Here is a 23,326-nt window from a genome sequence, read left to right as displayed (position 1 = left end):
GTGGGTCACACCCGCTTCAGGATCGTTCGAAGGGCGTCGAGAGCGTGCCGGGCTCCGTCGGTTCGATCGTCGCTTCGGGATCGTCGCCGGCGTCGACAGACCACGCTGCGGCGTCGGCTGACCGATCTCCCGTGACAACAAGCGTCGCTGTCATCGATTCCGCCGCCGATTCGTCGCTGTCTGTCCCGTCGTCACCGGCTGTCGCTTTGCCGCCTGTCCCGTCGTCACCGGCTGTCGCTTTGCCGCCTGTCCCGTCGTCACCGGCTGTCGCTTTGCCGCCTGTCCCGTCGTCACCGGCTGTCGCTTCGCCGCCTGTCCCGTCGTCACCGGCTGTCGCTTCGCCGCCTGTCGCGTTGTCGCCGGCCGTCGAATCGTCGGCGAGAGAGGCGACCACCTCGACGGGGAGTTCGATCGCTTCGGCGTCCGTGGTGCATTCGATTCGATGCGTCGCCGACTCGCCCGGCCCGATCGCCGCGAGCGTCGACGCCGAGTAGAGATACTCGTCGGGGACGTCACCGTTCGCCTCCACCCGGACGTCGAGCGGCACGTCGCCGTCGTTGTCGACTCGGAGCACAACGTTGGTATCCCGCTCTCCGAGGACGTCTATCGCCTCTACAGCGACGGATACCGGAACCGGCGCGCGTTCGCGGACGGGTGCAAGCGTGCGGATCGGCCGCTTGCGACCCTCGATCCCGACGAAAGTCAACGACGGATCCTCCGCAGGCGCCCCTTCGTAGGTGGTCGTTCCGTACCCGATCGAGTCCGGGGGGACCTCGAAGTCATCGAAGGTGGCGCTCTGCGAGAACCCCCGGGAGCCGATCTCGACGACCGAACACGACCGATCGCGATCGTTCCGAACCGCCACGTGGACGTCCGTCTCGGTGGCGCGTTCGGACAGGACTGGCCGGACAACGAGCGGCGACGGCTCGACGTCGACGGACGTCTCTGGCAGCGAGGTCTCGTACTCGTCCGTCCGCGCGGTGATGCCGGGGATCGGCACCGGTGTGGTTCCCCAGGCGGCGTGATACCGCAGCACCCGCGTCTCTTGTTCGGCTGGCACAGTCACGTCGATCGTTTCGGTGCCCCCGCCCGACGAGATGGTCACTGACCGCTGTTCCGTCGTCACATTGTCGATCGTCACCGTTTCCTCGACCGCGTGTCCCTGCGGAACGGCGTCTGCGTCGAACTCGCGGGACAGGTCGATCGGATCGGGAGTAGTGAGACGGTTTTCGGCCGTGAAGTCGTCGCGCGTTTCCGCAGCGACCGTATCCGGGTCGCCATCCCCCGTCTCCGTGGGCGTCGCCGGCGCTGTCCTGTCCGACCCCGCGTCGGATGGCGATTCGGTCGCCGACGCTGACGACGCCGCCGACGCCGGCGATGAGTGGTCGGAGCGATCGGATATCCGTCCGGTCGCCGAGTCCCGGGCCTCGGCTGAGCTGTCTGTTGTCGAGTCCGGTCGTTCCCCCCCGCCGGCCGAATCCGCAGTCGGTCCCGTGGCTGACTGCGACGCATCAGCCTGCGCCCCATTCATATCATCGAGGGCGGCGCGGTCGACCGCGACGACAGTCGTCGCCGCAGTGACCGCCGTCTCAGCCCGAACTTCCGTCCGGCCATCGACCAGTGACGGAATCGCGACCGTCAGTTCGGCACCGGGAGCCAGTGACACGGATCGATCGAACTCGTCCGGGAGGCCGTCGCCGGAGACAGAGAGCCAATCCGTGATCGGCACCGAAGCCTCGTTCGAGAGACGGACGTCGACGAACCCCGCCTGGGCCGCGATCGAGAGGGAAAGCGGCTCACTGGGCAGCGTCACCGCGCGGCTGACTGGCTCACGGGCATCCGCCGGGACGATCTCGATCGTATCGGTATCGAGCGGGACCGAAGTCGTCCGCGTAAGCGAGGACTGACCGGGGTTCGGTACCACGTCCTCCCCGGGCGAGATCGTGAGACGAGGGAGTTCGCTGCCGTCTTCGGTCCTTACAGTAACCTCGAGCACTGCAGTTCCGTTCTCGATGGCTTGACAGTCTGTCTCGACGGCGAGCGGGGACTGCCCGCCGCGGACGGTGAGTGACTCCGCCGCCCGTGTCTCGGGCGACTGAGCGGCGCTGGGAGCGCCTCCTTCGAGGAACGCGACCGTCGCTGTCGCCGTCCCCGCCGCCGCGTCGGAGAGTGTGAACGTCACCGATGTCTCATCCTCGGCGTCCAGCCGAACGGCCCGGGATCCGGGCTGGAACGTCGCATCGTCGCTTTCGATCCGCACGTCCCCACGCACAGACGAGCCACGGCTCTCGATATCGACGGTGACCGCCTCGCCGACCCCGACGGTCGAATCCCGCACCGTCAGATCGACGGTCGGGAGCGATCCGGTGGGTCGAAAGACCTCGGCCTCGGTGTCGTCGATCCGGCAGGCCAGCGATCCATCGGTCGTGACGAGCATTCGGCGCCCCCGGCTGCCAGAACGCCGACCCGCCTCGCGGCGGGACTCCCCGGCGTCGAACGTGTTGACTACCGTTACCTCGCCGGCGGCATCGAGACTGAGGAGTCGGTCCCCGGCAGACGCGTAAAGATCGCCCGTTCCACGCGGGGCCAGCCAGTCGATCTCCCGTTCGCGCGTCCACTGAATCTCACCGGTAGCGAGTTCGACGCCAGCAAGGCGACCACCACGGAGCGCAACGACGGCGAGACCGTCGAGGGCGCCGACCGCAGTGATCGCCCCGTCGAGGTCGACTTCCGTCCGGAGCCGTCCCCCGGTATCGAAGACGGTCAGATACCACGAGGCCCCGGCCAGAAACCGGCCGTCACGGCCGGCCAGGTGGATTCGGTCGCTGACCTCGGCGTGCTTCCGGTCGGTACGGAATCGTATCGACCCGTCGTGAGCATCGAGGCCGACGAACTCGCCTGCGGCCGTCGCCGCGAGCACGATCGAGTCTCCGGGGAGCGAACAGAGCGCCTCGGCGCCGGCGATGGTTGCGTCCCACGCCGGGTCGCCGTCGAGTGTGTACGCCTGGAGGCGCGAATTGACCCCCACGTACAGCAGGGGGTCGACGGCGAGCCCTCGTGGTCGTTCCCCGATACGGATCCGTCTCGATTCCTCCGCGTCGGCTGAGAGTAAGGTGACGTCGCCGGATACCGAGCCCAGCGCGATCCGCGCGTCGCCGACGGCCGAGCGGACGACTGAACCCGTATCGACCGACCGGACCGAGTCATACGCGTCCGCAACGTCTTCGTCTCCTCGCCCGCTCACGGCTGTTGCCCCCGCTCGGCGGCCGGTCTCCCCGCGGCTGCGAGTTCGGCGGCATTCGCCGGCCTTCGATCACTCGACATAGGGGCACCTGTATCGTGGAATGATAAAAAGTCAACTCCCTTAGGGGCCGGTAGCGGCGAAACTGTCCGTAGCCAAGACGATCACGACCAGGAGGAATCCGCCGACGGCAGCCGCGAGTGCCGTCGCCGCGGCGACCGCTCGAACCCGGTTTTGCCCTCGCTCCCCGGTCGGTTCGACCGCGACCTCGTACTGGGCGACGGTCGTCCGGAGCGTCTCCCGTGCGGCGTCCTCGCCGGCGGCCGCGACGAGCGCGGAGAGGGCGTCCGTTGCCCGTTCGGCCTGAGCACGCGCGGTATCGGGGAGGTGCTCCAGAGACGACTCAGCGCTGGCGTCGTCTCGCGCCACTCCGGTCCAGAAGACGGCGCCGAGCCAGACCACGCCGCCGGCGAGGCCGAGGAGATGGAGCTGAAGGCTCTCCGGGGAGAACGGGACCACACCGGGCCAGAACGCCCCCGCGAGGAGGCCGAAGATGAGCGCACCCGGCAGGGCAAACCGGAGTGTCCGTCGGAATTCGCTCCGGTCAGCGGCCGATTCTCCGGTCCGGACGAGTCGGCGATCGAGGTCGCTGACTGGCTCGCTCCCGCTATATGCTACGCTGAGGGCCGTCGGGACGTCGACCCCCGACGCTGCTTCGGTTTCCTCGGCAAACGATTCGGTGGCCCTTCGGAAGGCGTCTGCTGCGGCCTCCGCCCGCCGCCGGTCGAGCCACGCGCGGAACTCCGGGCCGGGCGCTACGCCGTCGGCCTCCCGAGAGGGTCGAACGAAGACGTCCGCACCGGCGATGGTCTCGACGTCCGGCGTTTCAGTGACCGCGACGGCGTACTCGGGATGCGTCTCCCGGAGATAGCCGAGCGTCGCGGCCGCAGTCTCGTAATCCGGGACGAGCAGGTCGACCCCGCCGATCGCATCGACCGCTCCGCGGAGGTCCGCAGGGTCGAGCGAACTCGCCGCGAGGTCGCTTTCGACCGCGGCGAGTGCATCCCGCTCGAAGGCGGACCCGTCCGCGATGGCATCGAACAGTGCCTGCGTCCCGCCGATTCCGTGCTGGATCGTCCAGTCACGACCGTCGGCGACCTCCTGAACGTGTTCGACCAGTCGAGCCAGGAGATCCTCGTCGCCGTCGGCCTCGTAGGTCGCGACGAACTGCTCCGGGCTCCGACGGTGGATCGTCACCTGTTCGCGGACCAGCCCCGCACCCGGATCGTAGAACATCGCGACACCGGCGTTGAACTCACGCTTGATCCGGTCGAGCCGTCGCTCGGGCGGTTCCCCTGCGGAGTCGTACACCGGGCGTCCGCCGCTGCCGTAGATGCGGAATCGACTCATCAGAGACCCCTTGGTTACTCGTTGATTCGCTCCATAAACTGCCGCGCGCCCTTGAGTACCGAGGCGGGCCCGCTCGTGTCGATTCTGAGTTCGTTCGTCCCGGCGGGTTCGTCGTTTTCGATCTCGTACCAGAGCAGATACAGCGGATCAGCGTCGCGACCCCCGAAGACCTGATTGATCGCGCCCGTCTGCTCGCGGACGATCTCGTCGCGGACGTGTTCGCAGAAATCCTCGTATGCATCCGCATGTGGCGAATCGTCCGTCGGGTGGTTCTCCCGGAAGTCCTCGAGCATCCAGTCGGCCATCGTCCCGACGATGACGATGTCCTTCTCCGGGTAGACCGACTGAAGCGACTCGTACCACAGGAGGTAGTTTTCGAGGTCCTCCCGGTCGGGTCCTTTGATCGCGTAGGTCCGGCCGTTGTACTCGATCGGCCGGATTTCGGTCCAGCGGTGATCGTCGATCTCGTCGGGTGTGACGACCCTGTCCTGCAGATAGTCGGGGACGGTCTCACGGTCGATGATCGGGGCGACGAAGTCGTCGAGCGGGAGCGTCAACACGATCCGGTCGGCGTTGTGAACACAGCCCCGAACGCCCGGAATCATCTGCTCTTGGTTGGCCGCCTCGCGGACGGCCTGGGTCGCCTGTTCCCAGGATGCCTTCGGATCGAGACCGGTGTTTTCAGCTCCCCCGTCGGTCCCGCCGAACAGCCGACTGCCGTCGTCGGTGTGGTCGCCGAACGGGCGGCCGTTCTCCCCCCTCCCGAAGTCCCCACCGGCGTCCGGGGTCGGGTCGGATTCAGGGCTTCCAACGTCGCCGCCGAGAGACTCTGACGTCTCCTCGGGATCGTCATCGAACGGCGCGTCCCACTCGCCGCCGTCGTCATCGACCGCCGCAGACTTCCCGTCCGATTCGTCGTCCTCCCCAGTATCGGAGAAGGGTACATCGAAATCGGACGGATCGCCGCCGTCGGCGACGAGTTCGGCTTCCTGGCCCTGTGCGATCCGCCGCGCTTCCGCGACGACCTCATCGAGGATCTCACCGAGGACTTCGCCGGGATAGTCGACGGCACTGAAGCGGACGCGGGTCGGGAGGAACCGCCCCCACGAGTACGGCAGTTCGAGCAGCATCGGCTGGCTGCCCCGGGCGTTCCGCGACCCTGGTTGGACCGACGACGACGTCGGATCCGGGAACTGGCCGTTCTCGATGCTCTGGCGCAACGTGCTCACGCGGTTCGCCGCCTGTCCATCGGGGTCGACGTGGTCCCGGATGTAGAGGTGAATCCCGCCGAAGACGGCGCTTTTGCCGCTCCGCTTGGGGCCGATCATAATGACGTTCAGGTTGCGTTCGTAGGTCGTGAAGTACCGGAGCGACGGGAGGAGCACGGCGGCCCCGATGAAGTGCGCCCACGCGTCGGTGCCGTCCAGTCCCTCGAAGACGAACGGTCGGAGCACGACCCCATCAGATACCGCCAGGACGGGACTCTGATAGGCCACGTGTGCCTCGATGAGGCCGAGAGCGACGAGCACCACGGCGAGACGGAACATAATCCGGGGAATCTTCGGATACTCGCGGGGTTTCGTCGCGAGGCTATCGGGGGTGACCCCGCCAGCCCAGAGCGTGATACCGGCCGCGACGAGTGCGGTGAGGACCGTGTTCGGACTGAAACTCGTCGCCAGCGGTTCGATGAACACGCCGCGCGGGAGGAATATTGTCGGGATCGCGATCAGGGTGGCGACCGCGATGACGGCGCCCTGGATGTACTTGAACGAGTCCAGGAGTAATCCCACGACGAGCCCGACGAACACGCCGAGCGGGATGTAGTAGAAGAACGTCGCCGGGACGCCCACGGCGTTCATCGCCCCGCGGAGGGCGTTCCGTGAGATCCCCCACGACCCCCACGCGGTCGCCAGCAGTTCGATGACTAAAACCCCTGCAGCGAGGAGAAGACCGATCGAGAGAAAGAACAGAAGCCGGCGCTGTCTCCTGTTTTTCGGTGTCAACGACGGAAAGAGTGCCATACGCATATGAATATCCGGTGATATAATAAAAGGCTCCCTACGGTCCGGCACTCACCTGTCGCCGGGGATTCTCACCGAGTTACCAGGGGTTTTGTGCCTGTTTCCCAGTACCCCACACCCCACCCGGCAAGAGACTATCCTGACGGACCAACTGGTTCGCGAGTCGTTGCCACGGAGTTCTTGCTGGAGGTGTGACGACAGCGGATACCGGTTCGTCTCAGAGAGATCCAAGCACCGTCTCGTATCCCTCGCCGTCCTCCTGATCCGAGACCGGGAGAATGCGTCCGCTGCAGTCGATTCCCATCCGGAGTACGTCGGTCCGGAGAAACTGGAGAAACTGGCCGCTCTCGAAGGAATCGTCGGAATGCAACGTGATCGCGAGATCGGCGTCGGTCGCCACCACGTACACCTCAGGCATCGTCGATCTGGCACACGCTGCGACGATCCCGTCGTAGACGCCTCCACCGCCCTCGCTGTCGCCGTACTCACCGGTGTAGTCCCTGTTTTGCACCCGCGACTCGTCGAAATCGCCGTCCTCGTCTATCCGCGACTTTCGAAGCACATCGGCGACCGGCGCCAAGAGGAGAATGACGTCCGCGCGAACGAGGCGATCCAGATGCGCCCCGCCCGAACGGCGGAGCAGCGACTGCACGGACCCCGGCGCTGCGAGCAGGAGGTGGCGACGGAACGCGAACCAGAGCCGCGAACCCAGCGAGGAGCGGCGGTCAGCGACATCGGACATCGCGTCGGCGTCGGCCGCCGTTACCGGCCTGATGTTGTCGTAGGACACCTCCCGCCGCCGGGCGAAGAAGCCGTTCCCGGGACGAAACTCGAAGGCGACCCGGCCGGTGATCCGCGGGAGCGACGCTTCCCGGCTCCGGGCGGCGTTCAGAACGTCGCCGCCCTCCAGTGAGGTCGCCTCGTACCGTCGGTTGCGATCCGCCGTGTCGTAGAGGCCGCCCAGGAAGCGCGCGACCGTCTCCTCGTCGGGCGAGGAGATGACCACGTCCGTGACGTCGGAGTACCGCGTGAAGTAGCCCAACAGATACACCAGCGCGAACACGGAGACGAGGTCGACAAGCGGCGTCAGCGGCCCCCCGGCTACCTGGTCGATCGTCGGCGTGTTCTCGACGACGACGATCGGACTCTGGTAGGTGAGATACCGTTCGACGATGCCGATGATGGCGATTCCACCCACGACGGCGTACAGCGCACGCGCGGCGTTCGGAAACGCGGTCCGCCCCTCGCCAAGTAGCGGCGGCGAGGCGCCCACGCCGACCACGACGACACCGAGTGCGAACCCGACGAGCGCCGGGATCGGATGCGAGAGGAAGTCGATCCGCCACCGCCCAAGCAGGACCAGCGTGGGAACGAACACGAAAACGATGGCCGCCAGAAGCAACACCCCCTGGACGTGCTTGTCGTCGTCGAGCGCAAAGGCGACGACGAGCGCGAGCAGAAACACCGCCGCGAAGACGACGACCCCGTCGATGCCCCAGCCCATCGTCCGGCCGAACCCGTGCACGAGATGATAGACGAGGCCGTGATCGTCCCACGCCGCGATCAGCATCCGCGACGCCGACGCCGTGGCCACGAGGATAGCCACGAGCGCCCCGGCGAGCCGAAGCACGTCGGCCCGCCGCGAGTCCGACCGTGTCATTATTCCCCGTCAGTGAGGTCGATCGAACTCTGGAACGTCGTCCGGCCGACGTACTCGTCGAGGAGCGTCTCGATCATCTCCCCTTCGGTCGCGTTCAGGAGCGTGTAGAGGTCGTCCGGATCGTTGAAGTCCAGCAGGGACTGGCGGTAGACGTACCCGCCCTCCCCCTCGTCGCCGAGCGTGTCGTCTCTCCCGTCCACCCCGTGGACGTGGCGGATGCGGACGCTCTCTTTGAGCTGATCGCGCTGCCGCTCGTAGGTGTTTTTGTACCCTTTGCTCGGCTGACGGATCGCGGCGATGTTGTCGAGGAAGACGCCGCCGATGAACGTGATCATCGAGAGATCCCACGGGGCGCCGAATCCGACCGCCTCCTGACTGTAGCCGTTTGCGCCCTCACGGAAGTAGAAGTCCGAGTCCTCCAGGGTCTCTTTCACCGCATCGAACGCCGGGTGAGAGGGCGACTCGTCGGTGTCGAACGGCCGTCCGAGGAAGACGTTCCCGACGTAGTGGCCGTCGAAGTGGGGGTTCGTGACGTCCTTGTACTCCCCGGAGCGGTTGTCGATCCGGATGCGGCGCTCGGCGAGGTCCAGGAGGTCGCTGTTGTCGCCGATCGTCTTGGCGAACCCACTGAAGTGAGCGCGGATCTTCCGCATTTCGTCGCTGTTCGTCCCGCTCCAGACGCCCGCATCCGCGATATCGTCGTACTCCCTGAGACCGCCGCGGTCCTGTGACTGCGTGGTTTTGACGTACGGGCTGGCGCTCTTCGTCTGCGGCGTCGCGACGTCGTCTACCTCCGGGCGCGTCGGCCCGGTCGTCTCGAAGGACTCGCCGTAGTCCGTCACGATCTCTCGCAACCGGGCGTACAGGTCCATCCGGGCACCGAGGTCCTCTGTCACCGATTCGATCCGTTCGCGCTCCGCTTCGACGGGGCCGAGGTAGGCCTCCTGGAAGGCCTCGTGGACCAGTCCGGGGTCCGGATAGCCCGTCTCCTCTGTCAGGTCGTCGAGTAACTCCTCGGCCGAGCGGGCGTCGAGTCCGCCGGCGAGGTAGTCTCGCAGTTCCTCGACCGCATCCTCGGTCTCACCGGGCCAGTCGGCCTGGAAATCGTCGCCCACCCACTGGGCCCGGTATTCGTCGACGAGTTCCGTCGCCTCGAACTGCGAGAGCGAATCCCTGAGCCGCCGGACGACGGCGTCGTGGTGGTGGTCGCGCTTCTCTCCCAGCCGCTCGATCGTGTCGTCGAAGATGCCATCGGCGACGAACTCGCATTTGAAGTCCCGGTCGAAGTTGTCGCGTTCGCCCGTCGGCGTGACCGTCACATAGCGGGTGTCGATCTCGGTCTGGTAGTCTTTGTACCGCTCTTTTGCCTCCTCCTTCCCGCCGAAGATCGAACTGAAGAATCCCCCGTTGTTGATCTCGTACCACGCGTCGTAGGCGTCTGCAGTCCGGCTGACGGTCCGTTTGATCGCATCGCCGTCGACGGGTTCGAGGTCCACTGCCCGCAACTGTTCGTTCAGCCGGGCGAAGTCGAAACTGATGAGATTCTGCGGAACTTCGTCCGGGTCCGACGCGTTGTTTATCGTCCGGAACGCGTCGCCGAGTTGTCCCTCGAGGTCCTTGAACAGCGTCTCGATCTCGTCGGCGTGGGCGTCTAAGGCCACGAGTTGCTCGACGTCGTCTGTGACGTCGTCCCGCCAGGCCTCCACGTTGTGATCGCGCACCGTCGCGAGTTCGTCTTCGAGTTCCGAGAGGTGTTCGAGGTTCGCCTCGTACTCGCTGACCTGCCCGTCGAGACGGCTGATGACGTCTTTGAGCCGTTTGGTCCCGGCCCAGGCGTCGCGGTCGATCTCCAGCGCCGCTCTGAGTGCCTCCTGTACCTCCTCTTCCCGGGCGATCTTGACCGCCCGAAGGAGGTTCGATCGGAGTTTGATCGCCCGCAGTTCGTCGCGGATGAGGTGATCGAGTTCGAATTCGGCCTCCTCTCCGGGATACTCGTCTTCCGGTTCGTCGAGCGTCTCGACGCGTTCCGGCAAGGTATTGACGAGATACTTCTTGAACTCCTTTTCCGAGAGGTCGCCGGCCGTATCTTCGACTCCGTCGATCCACGTGTCAAGCCTTTTGCGCCAGTCCGACAGCGCACTGTTGTCGACGTGGCCGAACGTCTCCTCGTCACCGACCCACGCTTCGAGGTCTGCCAGGCGGTTCCGCAGCGAGTTCGCCTCCGTACTGCTCAGGGTGAACTGCTCGTTTTGGACCTGTCCTTCGCCGCGTGCCGTCTCGAGGCCGTCCGCCATCTCGCCGTCCCACTCCTCGATGACGAACTCGTGGAGTTCCCGGTACAGCGCCAGTTCGGCATCGAGCGCGGCGCGCTTTTCCGCGCGGAACTCCTCGATCGCGTTCGCCGTCTCGATGATGTCACCGACGTCGTAGCGGAGAATCTGAGGGACCGCGATCGTGAAGGGAGCGAACCCGCGCGGCGGGTCGGTCGCGGAACTCTCATCGAGGAAGTTGATGAAGTTGTTCGAGGGGTTCTCCCGCGCGACGATCGTCTGGACTGCCCCGTCGAGGAACGTCTGCCGGTCCCGCAGATCACGGGCGGGCCCGAACGGCAGCAGGACGATGTTCGTGAAGGGGTTTTTCTCGTTCAGCGCGAGGTACTCGAGTTCAGACAGCGCGGCGAAGGCGTTTGCGGCCTTCCGGTCTTTCTCCTCGATGTCGGGGATGGTTGCGACCAGGTTGACCATCCGATTGTCCCCCTGCTCTGTGATCTGCTTTGCGAGATCGAGGAACATCCCCGACCCGGTGCCGCCGCCGAGGCCGACGACGATGGTCGTCGACCCATCGAGTTGGAGCGGGAGATCGTCCATCGGCCCGCCGCCCGTCTGGCTCGCGTGCAAGAGCGCTTTGCTCAGGCCGCGCCGGCGGAGAACGCCCTGTTCGTAGTTGTCCGTGAGCATCTGTTCGTTGTTCTCCAGCCACCACGCCTCGATGTTGGCGTGTTCCGCGATCCGCCCGACGGTAGCCTCCGAACTCAACCCCGCCCGCGAGACCAGATCGTCCGGCGCGTGGTCCAGCGGATTGATGTACGTGACGTCGGTGTTGACGATCTCCGGCGGTCGCCCCGACTGCTCGGCGATCCGTCGGATCCGCTCGTTGAACTGTTCGACGCGTGCTTCGTCCTCCTTCTGGTCCTCGACCGCCGTGTCGATGATGTAGGCGTCGAACCCGTCCGGGTTATCGTCGTCTCTGCGCGCCTCGACCCCCTCCTGGACGATCCAGTCCTTCGACAGATAGTGCCCCACGATGGTTTTGCCGCCGTGGCCGATTCCGACGATATTGTCGGGCAGGTCACAGCGGATTGGTTCGTTCCCCTGAAGATCCCCGTCACTAGACATTAGTTTCTGTTTGTTGAACGAACTGGTATAAGTATTGTCGTAGGCACAGATCGGGGGACGGAGTGAGAACCGAGGTGCGCGCCTATCCGCGGTCGAGGTCGATCGTACTCCCGAACGTCTCCCGGGCAACGTAGTCGTCGAGCAGGAGTTCGGCTACCTCCTCTTCGGACGCGTCGAGGAGCTCATCGACGTCCGCCGGATCGTCGAGATCAAAAAGCGCATCACGATAGACGTAGGCGCCTGCTCCCTCGTCGCCGAGGGTCGGATCAGTTCCGTCGAGGCCGTGGGTGTGTCTGATTCGGATAGCGTCGTCGAGTTCCGACCGCTGGGACTCGTAGGCCTCCCTGTATCGGTCGATGCCGCGGATGTTGTCGAGGAAGACACCGCCGACGAAGGTGACCATCGACAGGTCCCACGGCGCGCCGCAGCCGAGCGACTGGGAGTCGTACCCGTGCGCGTTGCTCTCGAAGTGAAGCTGTGAGTGATCGAGCACCTCGTCGGCCTCCTTGAATATCGGGTGACTGGGATGGGCGTGGTCGGTCTCGAACGTCCGACTCATAACGATATTGCCGAGAATGTGGCCGTCGTAGACGGGCCTCCGCGCGTCGGCGTAGTCACCGTCACTAGTCTGCGTAAGATCGATATGGCCGTCTCGCAGACCGACCAGATCCCCGTTCCGGCCGACGTGCTCCGCAAACTGCTGAAAGTGCGACCGGATCTTCCGCATCTCGACCGAATCGGCGTCCTCCCAGACGAACGATTCGGCGAGGTCTTCGTACTGCAACAGCCCCGCTCGGTCCTCGGCAGCCGTCATCGCGAGATACGGATCGTCAGTCGCGTCGCCGGGCGCGACGGCCTCATCGAAGTCGGGTCGATCGGGATCGAGCGCGTCGACCCGGTCCCCGTGATCTTTCAGGATCTCTCCGAGCAGTTCGTACCGTTCCCAGGAGGATTCGAGCGTCTCGAGGGTCGCTTCGAGTTCGTCGCGCTGGTGCTCGACCGGCCCCAGATAGGCCTCGTGGAGCGCTTCGTGGACGGGGCCGGGCGAGTCGCTCCCCCGGCCCGGAGCCAGCAGTTCGTCGAACGCCGCGTGGACGGCGTTGCTTTCGAACCCCGATTCGAGCCGGTGGTAGAGTTGTTCGGGTGCATCCTCGACGGCTCCGGGCCACGTCGTCCCGATTCCGTCTCCGGCCCAGCGATCGCGGTAGGAATCTACGACTGCAGAGCCGTCGGCCTCCGAGAGCGTCCGCTCGAACTCATCCACGATGGCGTCGATGCGCTTCGCCCGCTCTTCGGCCAGTTGGTCCCGGATCCGATCGAACCGTTCCCCCGCGACGGACTCACAGTGAAAGTCCTCCGCTTCGAGGTCCCCGTCCGTCGAGGGCACGACGTCGACGTACCGGTCGTCGATCCCGACAATAGCCTGCAGATACCGGTTTTCGGCCTCCTCCTGTCGGTTGAAGATCCGGCCGACCAGGCCGGTACTGCGGTAGTCGAACCACGCCTCGAACGCCGTGGCCGTCAGTTCGACCGACTGCCTGACCGCGCCGGGATCGATCGGGTCCAGACCGACGGCCTCCAGCGCATCGTTCAGCGGGGCGAAGTCGAAATCGAATAGCTGGTCCGGGAGTTCGTCGGGGGCAGTCGCGCCTTCGATCTTGCGGACGGCGTCCACGATCTCGTGCTCCAGATCATCGAGGCGACGGTGGATTTCGTCGGTGAGGGCATCGACCTCCACGAGCGCCTCGACGTCGTCTACGACGGCGTCGTGCCACGAGTCGACTGCTTCGTCCCGGCGCTCGACCAAGTCGGCCTCGAGGTCGTCCAGAGTGTCGAGATCGCTCTCGACCGCGTTGATCTCGTGGGCGAATCGGTCGGACTCGTTTTCGAGGTCCCTCGCCGCGACCCAGACGTCGCGACCGGGGTCCATCGCGGCCGTGATCGCCTTCCCGACCGGTTCCGCGTCGGGGTCGCCCACCTCGATCAGCCTCCCCGCCCGGAGGAGATCCGCACGGAGCGCGATCGCCCGGACCTCATCGCGGACGAGGCTGTCGAGTGCCTGTTCGTCCGGCTCCGCCGGATAGCGGTCCTCGGGCGGTTGAAGCGTCTCCACGCGGGACCGGAGGCGGGCTGTGAGTTCCCCCACGAACTCCTCCGTTGGCCGGTCGCCGACTGCATCGCTGATCACGTCCCGCCAGTCCGCCAACTGATCACGCCACTCGTGAATCGCTTTGTTGTCGAGGGAGTCGAAAGCCTCCTCGCCGAGCCACGCCTCGAGTTCCTCGATCCGGCCACGGAGGAAGTAGGTGTCCGCCTCGTTCAGCCGGAACTCCTCGTTACGGCCGTAGACGCCGTCCCGGGTGTCATCGAGCGCCTCGCCCACGTCACCGCCCCACTCTTCGATCAGGACCTCTCGGAGTTCGCGGTACAGGTCCAGTTCGGCGTCGAGCGCCTCGCGCTTCTCGTCCCGGTACGCGCGGAGGGTTCGGGCGACATCCTTGACGTCTTCGACTGTGTACCGGAGCGTCTGCGGGATCGCGACGGTGAACGGGGCGAAGGCGGGCGGCAGAGGGTTCGGTCCGCTTTCGTCGAGTCGATCGACTGCGACCAGGTTCTCCCGGGCGACGATGGCCTTCGTGACACCGTCGAGAAAGCCCTCGTGGTCGTCGAGGTCGCTGGCTGGGGCGAAGGGGACGAGGAGGATATTCGTAAACGGATTCTGCCCTTGCAACGCCAGATATTCCAGTTCCGACAGCGCGGCGAAGGCGTTTGCGGCGTTCTCGTCGGACTCCTCGGGGGCCGGCAGCGTGGCGACCAGATTAGTCTGACCGTAGCCCTCAATCTGCTTTGCGAGGTCGATCGCCATTCCCGCCCCGGTTCCCCCGCCGAGTCCGACGACGATGGTGGTCGAGCCCGCAAGCTCCGCCGGCAACGCCGCCATTCGACCGTTGCCGGCTTGGCTCGCGTGGAGGAGGGCCTTCCCCAGTCCGCGCCGACGCGACAGGCCGTGGTCGTATCCGTCGTTCAACAGCCGATCGTCGTCTTCGAGCCACCACGCGTCGAGACCTGCCTCTTCGGCGATCTCCCTGACGCTGGCCGCCGAGGTCAGACCCGCTCGGGTGACCAGTTCGTCGGGGGCGTCGTCGACCGGGTTGATGTACTCCACACTGGTGGAGACAGTTTCCGGCGGTCGTCCTGACTGCTCGGCGATCGCTTCGATCCGCTCGGTATGCTCGCGGACCCGCCTCTCGTCATCCTGCTGTGAGTAGGCCTCGGTGTCGACGAGGTAGGCGTCAAACCCCTCCGGAATCCCCCACGAGTCGAATTCCGCGACCCCCTGTTCGAGAATCCACTCCTGTGAGAGATAGTGATCGACGATCCGCTTGCCCGCCTGGCCGATTCCGACCAGGTTGTCAGGAAGACGGCAGCGGACCCGGGATCCGTGATAATCAGCCGACATAGCCGGGACGAGTCCATCTGTTCACATAAAATTGTGCGAATCAGACTGTGTCGGAGGGACTCGCGAAAGGACGGGTGCGGGAAGTCGGCGGCCGGTGGAAGGACGTCAGCGGGGCGATAAACGGGACAGCGGATCTCGATGTGTTACAGCATCGCGCCCGCGTCCTGGGCGACGATCAGGTCGAAGGGCGTGTCCGCGGGCTCGTCGTCTGGCGTGAGGTAGCCGGCCGCAAAGGCCGTGTACACCGCTTCCCCGCTCAGCGCGAGGTCGAAGTCGGCGACGACGTCGCCGTCGTTGTTCTCGGTGTCGCCGCGGATCTGAGCGACATACTCGCCGGCAGGTACCTCCGTGTACCCCGACTCGCCGTAGGCGACGCCGTCGAACAGGGCGTCCCCGGTAGACTCCACAGTCACGTCCACCGCGGGCGCGTCGGGCGAGGCGTGAACGACTCGCAGACGGGCCGTTTCGGCGTCGGGGGTCGAAATATCGTCCTCAAGCACCAGCGGCTCGAACGGTTGATCGCCATCGTCCGCGAGTTCACCGACCGCGGCGATAGTGTACGCATCGCCGGCCGCGACGTCCACGTCGCCCGCGAACACGGATGCGTCGGGATCGCCCGCTGCGGTGATCTCGACCGCCCGAGAGCCGGCCGGGACGTCGAGGTAGTCGCTGACGGCGCCGAAGGGGACATCTTCCAGGACTGCGTCGCCCTCGACGTAGACGTCCACGTTCGGGGCGTCGGGTGAGAGATGCGCCACGCGCACATTCGCGGGGTCGGCTCCGCCGTCGCCGCCCGCATCCTGCGCGACGATCAGGTCGAACGGCGTGTCAGCGGGTTCGTCGTCGGGCGAGAGGTAGCCCGCCGCGAATGCCGTATACACCCCGCCGCCGGCGAGATCGAGGTCGAAGTCGGCGACCACGTCGCCGTCGTTACTCTCGGTGTCGCCCCGGATCTGGACGGTGTACTCGCCGGCCGGGACCTCGACGTCCCCAGATTCGCCGTAGGCGACGCCGTCGAACAGCGCATCTCCGGTGGACTCGACGGTCACGTCCACTGCGGGTGCGTCGGGCGAGGCGTGCACTACTCGCACGCGGGCCGTCTCAGCCCCGGGGTCGCTGTTGTCGTCCTCCAGAACCAGCGGTTCGAACGGCTGATCGCCATCGTCCGCGAGTTCGCCGACTGCGGCGATCGTGTAGGCAGTCTCCGCCTCGACCTGGACCGGTCCCGAGAAGACGGCCGCGTCGGGGTCGCCCGCCGCGGTGATCTCGACCGATCGCTCGCCCGCCGGGACGTCGAGGTAGTCGCTGACGGCGCCGAAGGCGACGTCCTCTAAGACCGTGTCGCCCTCGACGTAGACGTCGACGTTCGGGGCATCCGGCGAGAGGTGTGCAATCCGGACGGCCGCGGTCTCGGACGGCGTCTCTTCGGGAGTTTCGGTCTCCGTCTGGGTTTCCATCGGCGTATCCGTGGGTGTCTCCGTTGGGGCGTCGGTCCCGCCGCCACCACCGTCGCCGCTACAGCCGGCGAGTCCGACCGTGGCTCCGGTTCCGATTCCGAGCAGAACGCGTCGTCGCGTGGAAGTTGGTCTGTCTGATGGCATCCACAAGAGTCGAGGTATGACAGGTTAATAATCGATTTCGCAACTCAGACTAAAATCTCCCTCAAATCCCTGTAAATTACCTTTTAGAGGCCTGAAATGGCTCTCCTTCCTTCGTGGTCGAAAGCGTTTTATACACTATTCTCGGATATGTGAGGTGTGAGGAGCGCGCGCACAACACCGGCTCGAGCCGGAGGGGCAAAAGCGGTAGTGGATCACCTCAGAGCGGAGCGCAACGGCCGGTTCGACTCCGTGAGGTCGGCGTCGTCAGACCCCCCCGAGTGGGTACTCAGGTCCGCCGGTGGATTGATTACGGCGCGTAGAAAACCACCCGGAGGATGGATACGGTCCTCTGGCAGACGCTCGCCGGTACACGCGGAGGGCCGAACCGCGCCCGTATCCTGCGCGCACTCGAGGAACGACCGCGGAACGCAAACCAGCTGGCCGAGGATTTCGATCTGGCGTACAACACGATCAGACACCATCTCGACGTGCTCGAGGACAACGGGGTCGTCACCAGCAGCGATGCGAGTTACGGCACGGTCTACCTCCCGAGCGACAGGGCGAAGAACCACTGGGAGACGGTCGAGCGGATAATCACACAGCTTGAGGAGTAAAATGATACACGAACCAATCCACTGCCTTCCGAACGGCCCCGAAAGTCGACGGGGGGTGCCGAAATGAGTCTCGTATTGGACGCCGCCCGCGTTGCTGCGGCGCTCAACATCCTGCTCCTTTTGATCATCATCGGTACCTGGGTGCAGACGTACCGTGAGATCCGTGCACCATTCACGCTGGCCTCCATCGTGTTCGCGTCGTTTCTCCTCGCGGAGAACGCAGTCGCGCTGTACTTTTATTTCACCGCCCCGGCGATGCCCGCGATCGCCGTGCAGGTGATGATGCTGCTGCAGATTCTGGAGACGGCCGGAATCAGCGTCCTCACGTATATCACGTGGCAGTGACGCGACCACGCCCCCGGGAGCGACCCGGTGACCGCTCGGCGGGAGTTAGGGGAACTCGATGGGGGTCAGGGGACGTTCACGGTGCACGCCTGTGGCCCGCGACAGTGACACTTTTTGTGTGTGATCCGTATTTCGGATGGGGTGAGTCAGATGCCCCTGGTACCGCACTATCCGACCGACGAACCTCGGCGTGACCGTCGCACCCCGGACATCGACGAGATCGTCGACGACATCCTCGGGAGCGGCAACGACGACCCTCAGCCGGTCGTCGGGTGACCCGAGGCTCCGGTGTGCGGCACCATTTTTTATTCCTCAGTCGAATTGACACACGACGAAGATCCGGGACCGATAAACCGACAGACACTATTGCCCCGCCGGAGACCGGACGATAACGACTGGCTCCGCCGACGATCGGTGGGGCAGAGGAACACACAATGTCGATCACTGCAAAGGTACACATTTCCCACGAGCATCTCGCGCTCATTCCGACGCTTCGGAACCTCGACGGCGTCAAGATCCGGGTAATCACCCAGGGGACGACCGATCCCGGGTCGACGAACTTCCCGTTTCTCATCGAGTACGACGACCACGAGGAACTCGAATCGATGCTCGAAGACGACGTGACTGTCGAATCCTTCGAGTTGGTCGACCGAACCGACGACACCGCCATCTACTACATCGAGCACACGCCCCAGACCAGGCTCATAAGCGGCGTCGTGACCGAGGAAAACGGCTTTCTCGTCCACACCGAGACGAAGGACGACGGCTGGCTGGTCCACCTGCTTTTGCCCGACCGCGCCGCGCTCAACTCCATCTGGGAGTACGCGATCGCAAACGACATCGCGCTCGACATCATCGAGATCTACAGCAACGAGGACGCCGGCGGGGAATCCTCCTACGGCCTCACCGATGAACAGCGGACCGCGCTTCAGCTCGCCTTTGCCGAGGGCTACTTCAACGAACCCCGGGACATCTCCCTGAGCGAGGTCGCCGCGGAGATGGATCTCTCCTCGACGGCGATGAGCGGGCGACTCCGCCGGGGGATGCGCAACCTCATCGCGGCGACGATTGCCGAGCGGGACCGCGAGGAGTGAACTGACAGCGGGCTGTTTTTCGCGACGTCACGTGGAGAGAGTCTTTTTGGCGACATCACTCGATGACAGTCACGTCCTCACCCACGCGAAGCCGTTGTCCACGGTCCGACTCCGGAATCCTGGCGATGAGCATCACCGAGTAGAAGTGCTCGAAGGCGTCGGCGTCGGCCCACGCCGGGAGCGTCTCCTCCCGCTGTTCGACGAACCGCTCCCGGAAGTCCGCGAGTCGCTCGCCGCTGTCCGGGTCGCGCTCGGGGACGACACACCGTCCGCAGGGTTTGATGCCCTCGAAGCCGACGCTCCCGATACGAAAGGTCGGGGCGTCGTCGCCGACGAATCGGTCCTCCCAGAACGCCGGGACGCCGTCGACCTCGATGTTCGCTCGCAACCTGCGGCGGACGCTCTCGGGGGTCAGCCCCTCGAACCACGAGGCGACCTCCCGCAGCGTGGCCGTGCTGACCACCGACGGACCCAGGTCCCGGCGGTCGACGAACCCGAGCGCCGAATCCCGCTTTAGTGTGAGGTCGATCTCGAAGAAATCGCTGAACCACGCCGCAGCGCGGTCCCGATCCTGTTCCCGATCGAGCACGAACCGCTGCGTCTCGCCGTCGGGCGTCGCCACCGCGAGCGTCCCCGTCTCCGGCTCGAAGTCCGTCGTCAGGTCGTGGACGCGGTCCGTCCGTTTCCCGTTGAGCACGTCGCCGTCGGCATCGAAGAGAGCGAACTCCCGGTCGTGTTCGAGCGTCCCGCCCGCGAGCACGTCGGCGGCCTCGACCGCGACCCCGTCGAGTCCCTTCACCGGATACACTCGGAGCTCTGCCAGATTAGCCATCGACTGCTCGTTCGTCTCTCGGGGGTTTCATCGTTCGGTACGAGACCTCATACGGCGAGAGATCATACGGCGAGAAGTCATTTCGGTCGTTGCTCGCCGTCCGTCCGGGTCACCGGACGCAGTGCGGTGGCGTCTTTGTCGTAGCCGAGCCACAGGCTGAGCACGACCGCGACGAGCAGGAGATAGACGGGAAAGAGCAACACGAGCACGTATCCGAGAGCCAACGGCGACAGCACGCCGGTCCAGTAGAGGAGGCCGATGACCACCAGGCCGGCGACCGCACCCGCCGCTGAGCCGAGCCGGAACGCGCGGGCCGCATCGGGGCCGGGGGCGGGTGGGGCCTCAACCATAGACTCGCTACGTTTTCTAGGAAGATAAACGGCGCGCGATATGGAGTGCTATACCATAGTGAATCCGCGCGGCTCCGACGAGTCGGATAAATGTACGGTACTTTCAAGGCCATCTTTTATTGGGATATGATGTCGTTTTTTATCGGATGACAGGGGATCACCCGAACCACCCAAGTGTCGACCAGTCCGACAGAACGCTCCCGCGGAACCTCCGCCAGACCGGAGATCCGGGGATTCAGATGCTCGTCTCCACCCGCGTCCGGAAATCGCCGTTCTTCCATAAGTCCTTCAACGAGGAAGGCGCCTGGCGGTGTTCGGTCTACAACCGAATCTACCACCCGCGCGGCCTCGTCGAACCCGAGGACGGCGGCGCAATGGCCGAGTACGAGGCGCTCACGAACACGGTGACGCTGTGGGACGTCGCCGTCGAACGCCAGATCCGTGTGAAAGGCCCCGACGCCGAGGCACTCACAGACTACGTAATCACCCGTGATGCCACGGGAATCGAGACGATGAAAGGCAAATACGTCATCCTCTGCAACGAGGACGGCGGCATTCTCAACGACCCGATTCTACTGCGCGTCGAAGACGACGAGTTCTGGTTCTCCATTTCGGACTCGACCCTCATGCAGTGGCTACAGGGCGTCAACGTCGGGATGGACTTCGACGTCGAGATCGACGAGATCGACGTCGCCCCGATGCAGATCCAGGGCCCCCGCTCCGAGGACGTGATGGTCGAAGTCGTCGGCGAGGAAGTCTCCGACATCCCGTACTACGGCCTGATGGATGCCGAAATCAACGGTGCAGAGGTTCTCGTGAGCCAGACCGGCTTCTCCGGTGAGAAGGGCTTCGAGATCTACGTCAAGGACGCGATGGAGAACGCAGAGCGCGTCTGGGATCCGGTGCTCGATACGGTGAAGGACCACGGCGGTCGACAGATCGCCCCCGGTCACCACCGCCGCATCGCCGCCGGGATCCTCTCGTGGGGTCAGGATATGGACCACGAGACCTCGCCGTTCCAGGTCAACCTGGGTTACCAGGTCCCCGACGACAAGGAGGGCGACTACATCGGCAAAGAGGAGCTCGAACGCCAGAAAGAGCTCATCGAGGACGGCGAGTACCCGTTCAACCTCAAGATGGTCGGCCTCAAGATGGCCGGCGAGCCGATCCGCGATTACGCCTCCGACTTCTGGCTCATCTCCGATCCGGAGACGGGCGAGGAATGCGGCTACATGACGTCGCCGTGGTGGAACCCGGACCTCGAAACCAACATCGGTCTCGGGTTCGTCCCCGCGGACAAACTGCAGGACGCCGCCCAGGCGACGCTCGACGACGAGATCTACGAGGACGACCTGGATCTGGAGTTCCAGGTGCACCTCCCCGACGAGTACGCCGAAGAGGAGGGCGAGCCTGTGTTCGCCACGGTCGCCGAAGTGCCGTTCAAGGAGTCTGTCAACCCGAGCGCCCGCGAACAGGCGAAGCTGGGCGCAAAGCAGGAAGCCGAAGAGAACAACTGATCGCCTGAACGGGCCCGGGTTCGGGCCTTGACAGGACGTCGGTGAGCAGTTGGAGCCAAGTTGCAGGCGTGCCGGCCGCCGTTACCCGGTGAGCGTCACCGGGCGGTCGGCCGACAGCAACACGTCCTGTGCGATACTGCCGAGCAGCACTTTCTGCACCCCCGACCGCTTGCGGCCGCCCATCACGATCCCGTGAGCCTCTCGCTCGGCGGTCGTCTCGAGGATCTTCTGTGCGACGTTGCCGCCGATGCCGATGCGCTCGACTTCGATTCCTCGGTCGGTCAGGTCGTCGGCGGCCTCGACGGCCGCCTCGTTGTCCTCGAAGGAGTGCGGCGGTGCGCCCTTGTAATCCTGCCCCGGGAAGACGTGCAGGACGACGGCTTTCACGTCGGGAGCCACGCTTCCGAGCTCGGCGACGTACGCCGCCTGCTTCCGCGCGTGCGATTTGTTTTCGTCGACGGGGACGATCACCGTCCGCGGCCCGTCCTCGACGACCATCTCCGCGCCCGTGATCGTCACCGGTCGCTCCGTCGAGACGAACACGTCCTGGACCGTACTACCGAGCAACACCTGGGCGACGCCGGACCGCTTTCGGCCGCCCATCACGATCTCGTGGCTATCCAGTTCGTCTGCAGTTCGGAGCACCGTCTCCACGACGCTCCCCTCCTCGACCAGACGCTCGACTGACACACCTTTCGCCTCCAGGTGATCGGCGGCCCCGACCGCCGCGTCGATGGAGTCGAACACGACGTCGACTGCGTCCGCGTTGCCGGGGGGGTCTACATACAGCACTGTCGCCTCGACGTCCGCGCCGCTCTCTGCCAGGTTCGCCGCGTATCTCGCCTGATGGAGCGCTCGATCCACCTTCCTGTCGACCGGAATCAGCATACGGTACATACCATTCTAGTATAGTATTTGATATAACAAATAACCGTTTGTAATTCCCAGGAGCCGAGAATACGCGCGTTTCACCCGTCGAAAGCACGATTCGCCGATCGCACACGAACTGGCGTATCCGGTAGTTCGGCCTCCGATCTGCGGCAAGAGACGACGGTCGACGTTGCACTGTCGGACGCCGCCGGTTACGAAATTGTTCCCCACCAGGCCCTTGTCCTGCACTCCTATACCGACTGGTGTACTGTTCCCCGCTGTCAGAGCATCGTCCGGTGTGATCGGCGGTAAGCGACCACAGCGATCCGCGTTAGTCGTACAGCGGGTACTCCTCTGTCAGCTCCGCAACCCGGGATGCGATCTCCGAGCGCACCCTTCCGTCGTCCGGGGCGTCCACGGCGCGCGCGATGAGATCGGCGACTTCGCGGGTGGCAGACTCGTCGAACCCGCGGGTGGTGAGCGCGGGGGTGCCGAGTCGGATGCCGCTGGGGTTGAACGCCGAGCGGGTCTCGCCCGGCACCGTGTTCGCGTTCATCACGATCCCCGCCGATTCGAGAGCGGCTTCGACGTCTTTGCCTGTCGTCTCCGGATGCGAGGGCCGCAGATCCGCCAGGATGAGGTGGTTGTCCGTCCCGCCGGAGACCAACTCCAGGCCGTGCTCCTGCAGTTGATCGGCCAGCGCTTTCGCGTTCGCCACCGTCTGTTCGGCGTACGCCTGGAACTCAGAGCTAAGTGCTTCGTTGAATCCGACGGCTTTCCCCGCGATGTTGTGCATTAGCGGCCCACCCTGTGTGCCGGGGAACACCGCGTTGTCGATGGCGTCGGCGTACTCCTCGTCACAGAGGATCATCCCCCCGCGCCCTGCGCGGATCGTCTTGTGCGTCGACCCCGTCAC

The 23,326-nt window shown here is 65.2% G+C and carries 16 protein-coding genes; 5 read left to right on the top strand and 11 right to left on the bottom strand.

The window, feature by feature from the left end:
- Positions 1-16: 16 nt before the first annotated feature.
- From RJT48_RS09255 to RJT48_RS09225, 7 genes are all read right to left on the bottom strand, one after another.
- Positions 17-3,244, bottom strand: a complete 3,228-nt coding sequence (locus RJT48_RS09255) for a PQQ-binding-like beta-propeller repeat protein (protein WP_311171996.1) — start codon at positions 3,242-3,244, stop codon at positions 17-19.
- Between the two features lie 120 nt (positions 3,245-3,364).
- Positions 3,365-4,651 carry a hypothetical protein gene (locus RJT48_RS09250; RefSeq protein WP_311171995.1) on the bottom strand — a complete coding sequence of 429 codons (1,287 nt, stop codon included), beginning with the start codon at positions 4,649-4,651 and terminating at the stop codon, positions 3,365-3,367.
- 14 nt (positions 4,652-4,665) lie between these two features.
- A complete protein-coding gene (locus RJT48_RS09245) occupies positions 4,666-6,672 on the bottom strand; it encodes an ICP22 family protein (RefSeq protein ID WP_311171994.1) in 2,007 nt (668 codons plus the stop codon).
- A gap of 217 nt (positions 6,673-6,889) precedes the next feature.
- Positions 6,890-8,332, bottom strand: coding sequence for a hypothetical protein (locus RJT48_RS09240; RefSeq protein ID WP_311171993.1), 1,443 nt, complete (start codon positions 8,330-8,332; stop codon positions 6,890-6,892).
- On the bottom strand, positions 8,332-11,727 hold the full coding sequence (locus RJT48_RS09235) for a tubulin-like doman-containing protein (protein WP_311171992.1): 3,396 nt from the start codon (positions 11,725-11,727) through the stop codon (positions 8,332-8,334). Before RJT48_RS09235 ends, RJT48_RS09240 begins: the two co-directional genes overlap by 1 nt.
- An 82-nt stretch (positions 11,728-11,809) precedes the next feature.
- Entirely contained in the window at positions 11,810-15,187 is a 3,378-nt protein-coding gene (locus RJT48_RS09230; protein WP_311171991.1) for a tubulin-like doman-containing protein, read from the bottom strand.
- 143 nt (positions 15,188-15,330) lie between these two features.
- Positions 15,331-16,788, bottom strand: coding sequence for a DUF4397 domain-containing protein (locus tag RJT48_RS09225; RefSeq protein WP_311171990.1), 1,458 nt, complete (start codon positions 16,786-16,788; stop codon positions 15,331-15,333).
- 335 nt (positions 16,789-17,123) lie between these two features.
- Here RJT48_RS09225 and RJT48_RS09220 point away from each other — a divergent pair, with 335 nt between their 5' ends.
- The 4 genes from RJT48_RS09220 (at position 17,124) to RJT48_RS09205 (ending at position 18,841) form a co-directional block, all read left to right on the top strand.
- Positions 17,124-17,402: a winged helix-turn-helix domain-containing protein gene (locus RJT48_RS09220; protein ID WP_311171989.1), complete on the top strand. Its 279-nt coding sequence runs from the start codon at positions 17,124-17,126 to the stop codon at positions 17,400-17,402.
- A 63-nt stretch (positions 17,403-17,465) separates the two neighbouring features.
- Positions 17,466-17,747, top strand: a complete 282-nt coding sequence (locus RJT48_RS09215; RefSeq protein WP_311171988.1) for a DUF8036 family membrane protein — start codon at positions 17,466-17,468, stop codon at positions 17,745-17,747.
- 150 nt (positions 17,748-17,897) lie between these two features.
- Entirely contained in the window at positions 17,898-18,023 is a 126-nt protein-coding gene (locus RJT48_RS09210) for a hypothetical protein (protein ID WP_311171987.1), read from the top strand.
- Between the two features lie 158 nt (positions 18,024-18,181).
- Positions 18,182-18,841, top strand: coding sequence for a helix-turn-helix domain-containing protein (locus RJT48_RS09205; protein ID WP_311171986.1), 660 nt, complete (start codon positions 18,182-18,184; stop codon positions 18,839-18,841).
- 55 nt (positions 18,842-18,896) lie between these two features.
- Here the strand turns inward: RJT48_RS09205 and RJT48_RS09200 are convergent, their stop codons facing one another.
- Complete coding sequence (locus tag RJT48_RS09200) at positions 18,897-19,673, bottom strand: MOSC domain-containing protein (RefSeq protein WP_311171985.1); 777 nt, start codon at positions 19,671-19,673, stop codon at positions 18,897-18,899.
- Positions 19,674-19,750: 77 nt separating this feature from the next.
- A complete protein-coding gene (locus RJT48_RS09195) occupies positions 19,751-20,023 on the bottom strand; it encodes a hypothetical protein (protein ID WP_311171984.1) in 273 nt (90 codons plus the stop codon).
- A gap of 146 nt (positions 20,024-20,169) precedes the next feature.
- Here RJT48_RS09195 and RJT48_RS09190 point away from each other — a divergent pair, with 146 nt between their 5' ends.
- A complete protein-coding gene (locus tag RJT48_RS09190; protein ID WP_311171983.1) occupies positions 20,170-21,540 on the top strand; it encodes an aminomethyltransferase family protein in 1,371 nt (456 codons plus the stop codon).
- 81 nt (positions 21,541-21,621) lie between these two features.
- Here the strand turns inward: RJT48_RS09190 and RJT48_RS09185 are convergent, their stop codons facing one another.
- Both RJT48_RS09185 and RJT48_RS09180 read right to left on the bottom strand, forming a co-directional pair.
- Entirely contained in the window at positions 21,622-22,437 is an 816-nt protein-coding gene (locus RJT48_RS09185) for a universal stress protein (RefSeq protein WP_311171982.1), read from the bottom strand.
- 304 nt (positions 22,438-22,741) lie between these two features.
- Positions 22,742-23,326, bottom strand: a 585-nt coding sequence (locus RJT48_RS09180) for a PLP-dependent aminotransferase family protein (protein ID WP_486617180.1), incomplete at its 5' end; no start/stop codon positions are given.

The organism is Halobellus ordinarius (assembly GCF_031823395.1).
GTDB lineage: Archaea > Halobacteriota > Halobacteria > Halobacteriales > Haloferacaceae > Haloquadratum > Haloquadratum ordinarius.
Note: the sequence above shows the minus strand (reverse complement) of the source record. Positions and strands in the feature narration are given on the sequence as shown.

Coding starts and splice junctions, on each gene's coding strand:
- RJT48_RS09250 (WP_311171995.1), bottom strand. CDS start 4,651: ATGAGTCGATTCCGCATCTACGGCAGCGGCGGACGCCCGGTGTACGAC.
- RJT48_RS09245 (WP_311171994.1), bottom strand. CDS start 6,672: ATGGCACTCTTTCCGTCGTTGACACCGAAAAACAGGAGACAGCGCCGG.
- RJT48_RS09240 (WP_311171993.1), bottom strand. CDS start 8,332: ATGACACGGTCGGACTCGCGGCGGGCCGACGTGCTTCGGCTCGCCGGG.
- RJT48_RS09235 (WP_311171992.1), bottom strand. CDS start 11,727: ATGTCTAGTGACGGGGATCTTCAGGGGAACGAACCAATCCGCTGTGAC.
- RJT48_RS09230 (WP_311171991.1), bottom strand. CDS start 15,187: ATGTCGGCTGATTATCACGGATCCCGGGTCCGCTGCCGTCTTCCTGAC.
- RJT48_RS09225 (WP_311171990.1), bottom strand. CDS start 16,788: ATGCCATCAGACAGACCAACTTCCACGCGACGACGCGTTCTGCTCGGA.
- RJT48_RS09220 (WP_311171989.1), top strand. CDS start 17,124: ATGGATACGGTCCTCTGGCAGACGCTCGCCGGTACACGCGGAGGGCCG.
- RJT48_RS09215 (WP_311171988.1), top strand. CDS start 17,466: ATGAGTCTCGTATTGGACGCCGCCCGCGTTGCTGCGGCGCTCAACATC.
- RJT48_RS09210 (WP_311171987.1), top strand. CDS start 17,898: ATGCCCCTGGTACCGCACTATCCGACCGACGAACCTCGGCGTGACCGT.
- RJT48_RS09205 (WP_311171986.1), top strand. CDS start 18,182: ATGTCGATCACTGCAAAGGTACACATTTCCCACGAGCATCTCGCGCTC.
- RJT48_RS09200 (WP_311171985.1), bottom strand. CDS start 19,673: ATGGCTAATCTGGCAGAGCTCCGAGTGTATCCGGTGAAGGGACTCGAC.
- RJT48_RS09195 (WP_311171984.1), bottom strand. CDS start 20,023: ATGGTTGAGGCCCCACCCGCCCCCGGCCCCGATGCGGCCCGCGCGTTC.
- RJT48_RS09190 (WP_311171983.1), top strand. CDS start 20,170: ATGACAGGGGATCACCCGAACCACCCAAGTGTCGACCAGTCCGACAGA.
- RJT48_RS09185 (WP_311171982.1), bottom strand. CDS start 22,437: ATGTACCGTATGCTGATTCCGGTCGACAGGAAGGTGGATCGAGCGCTC.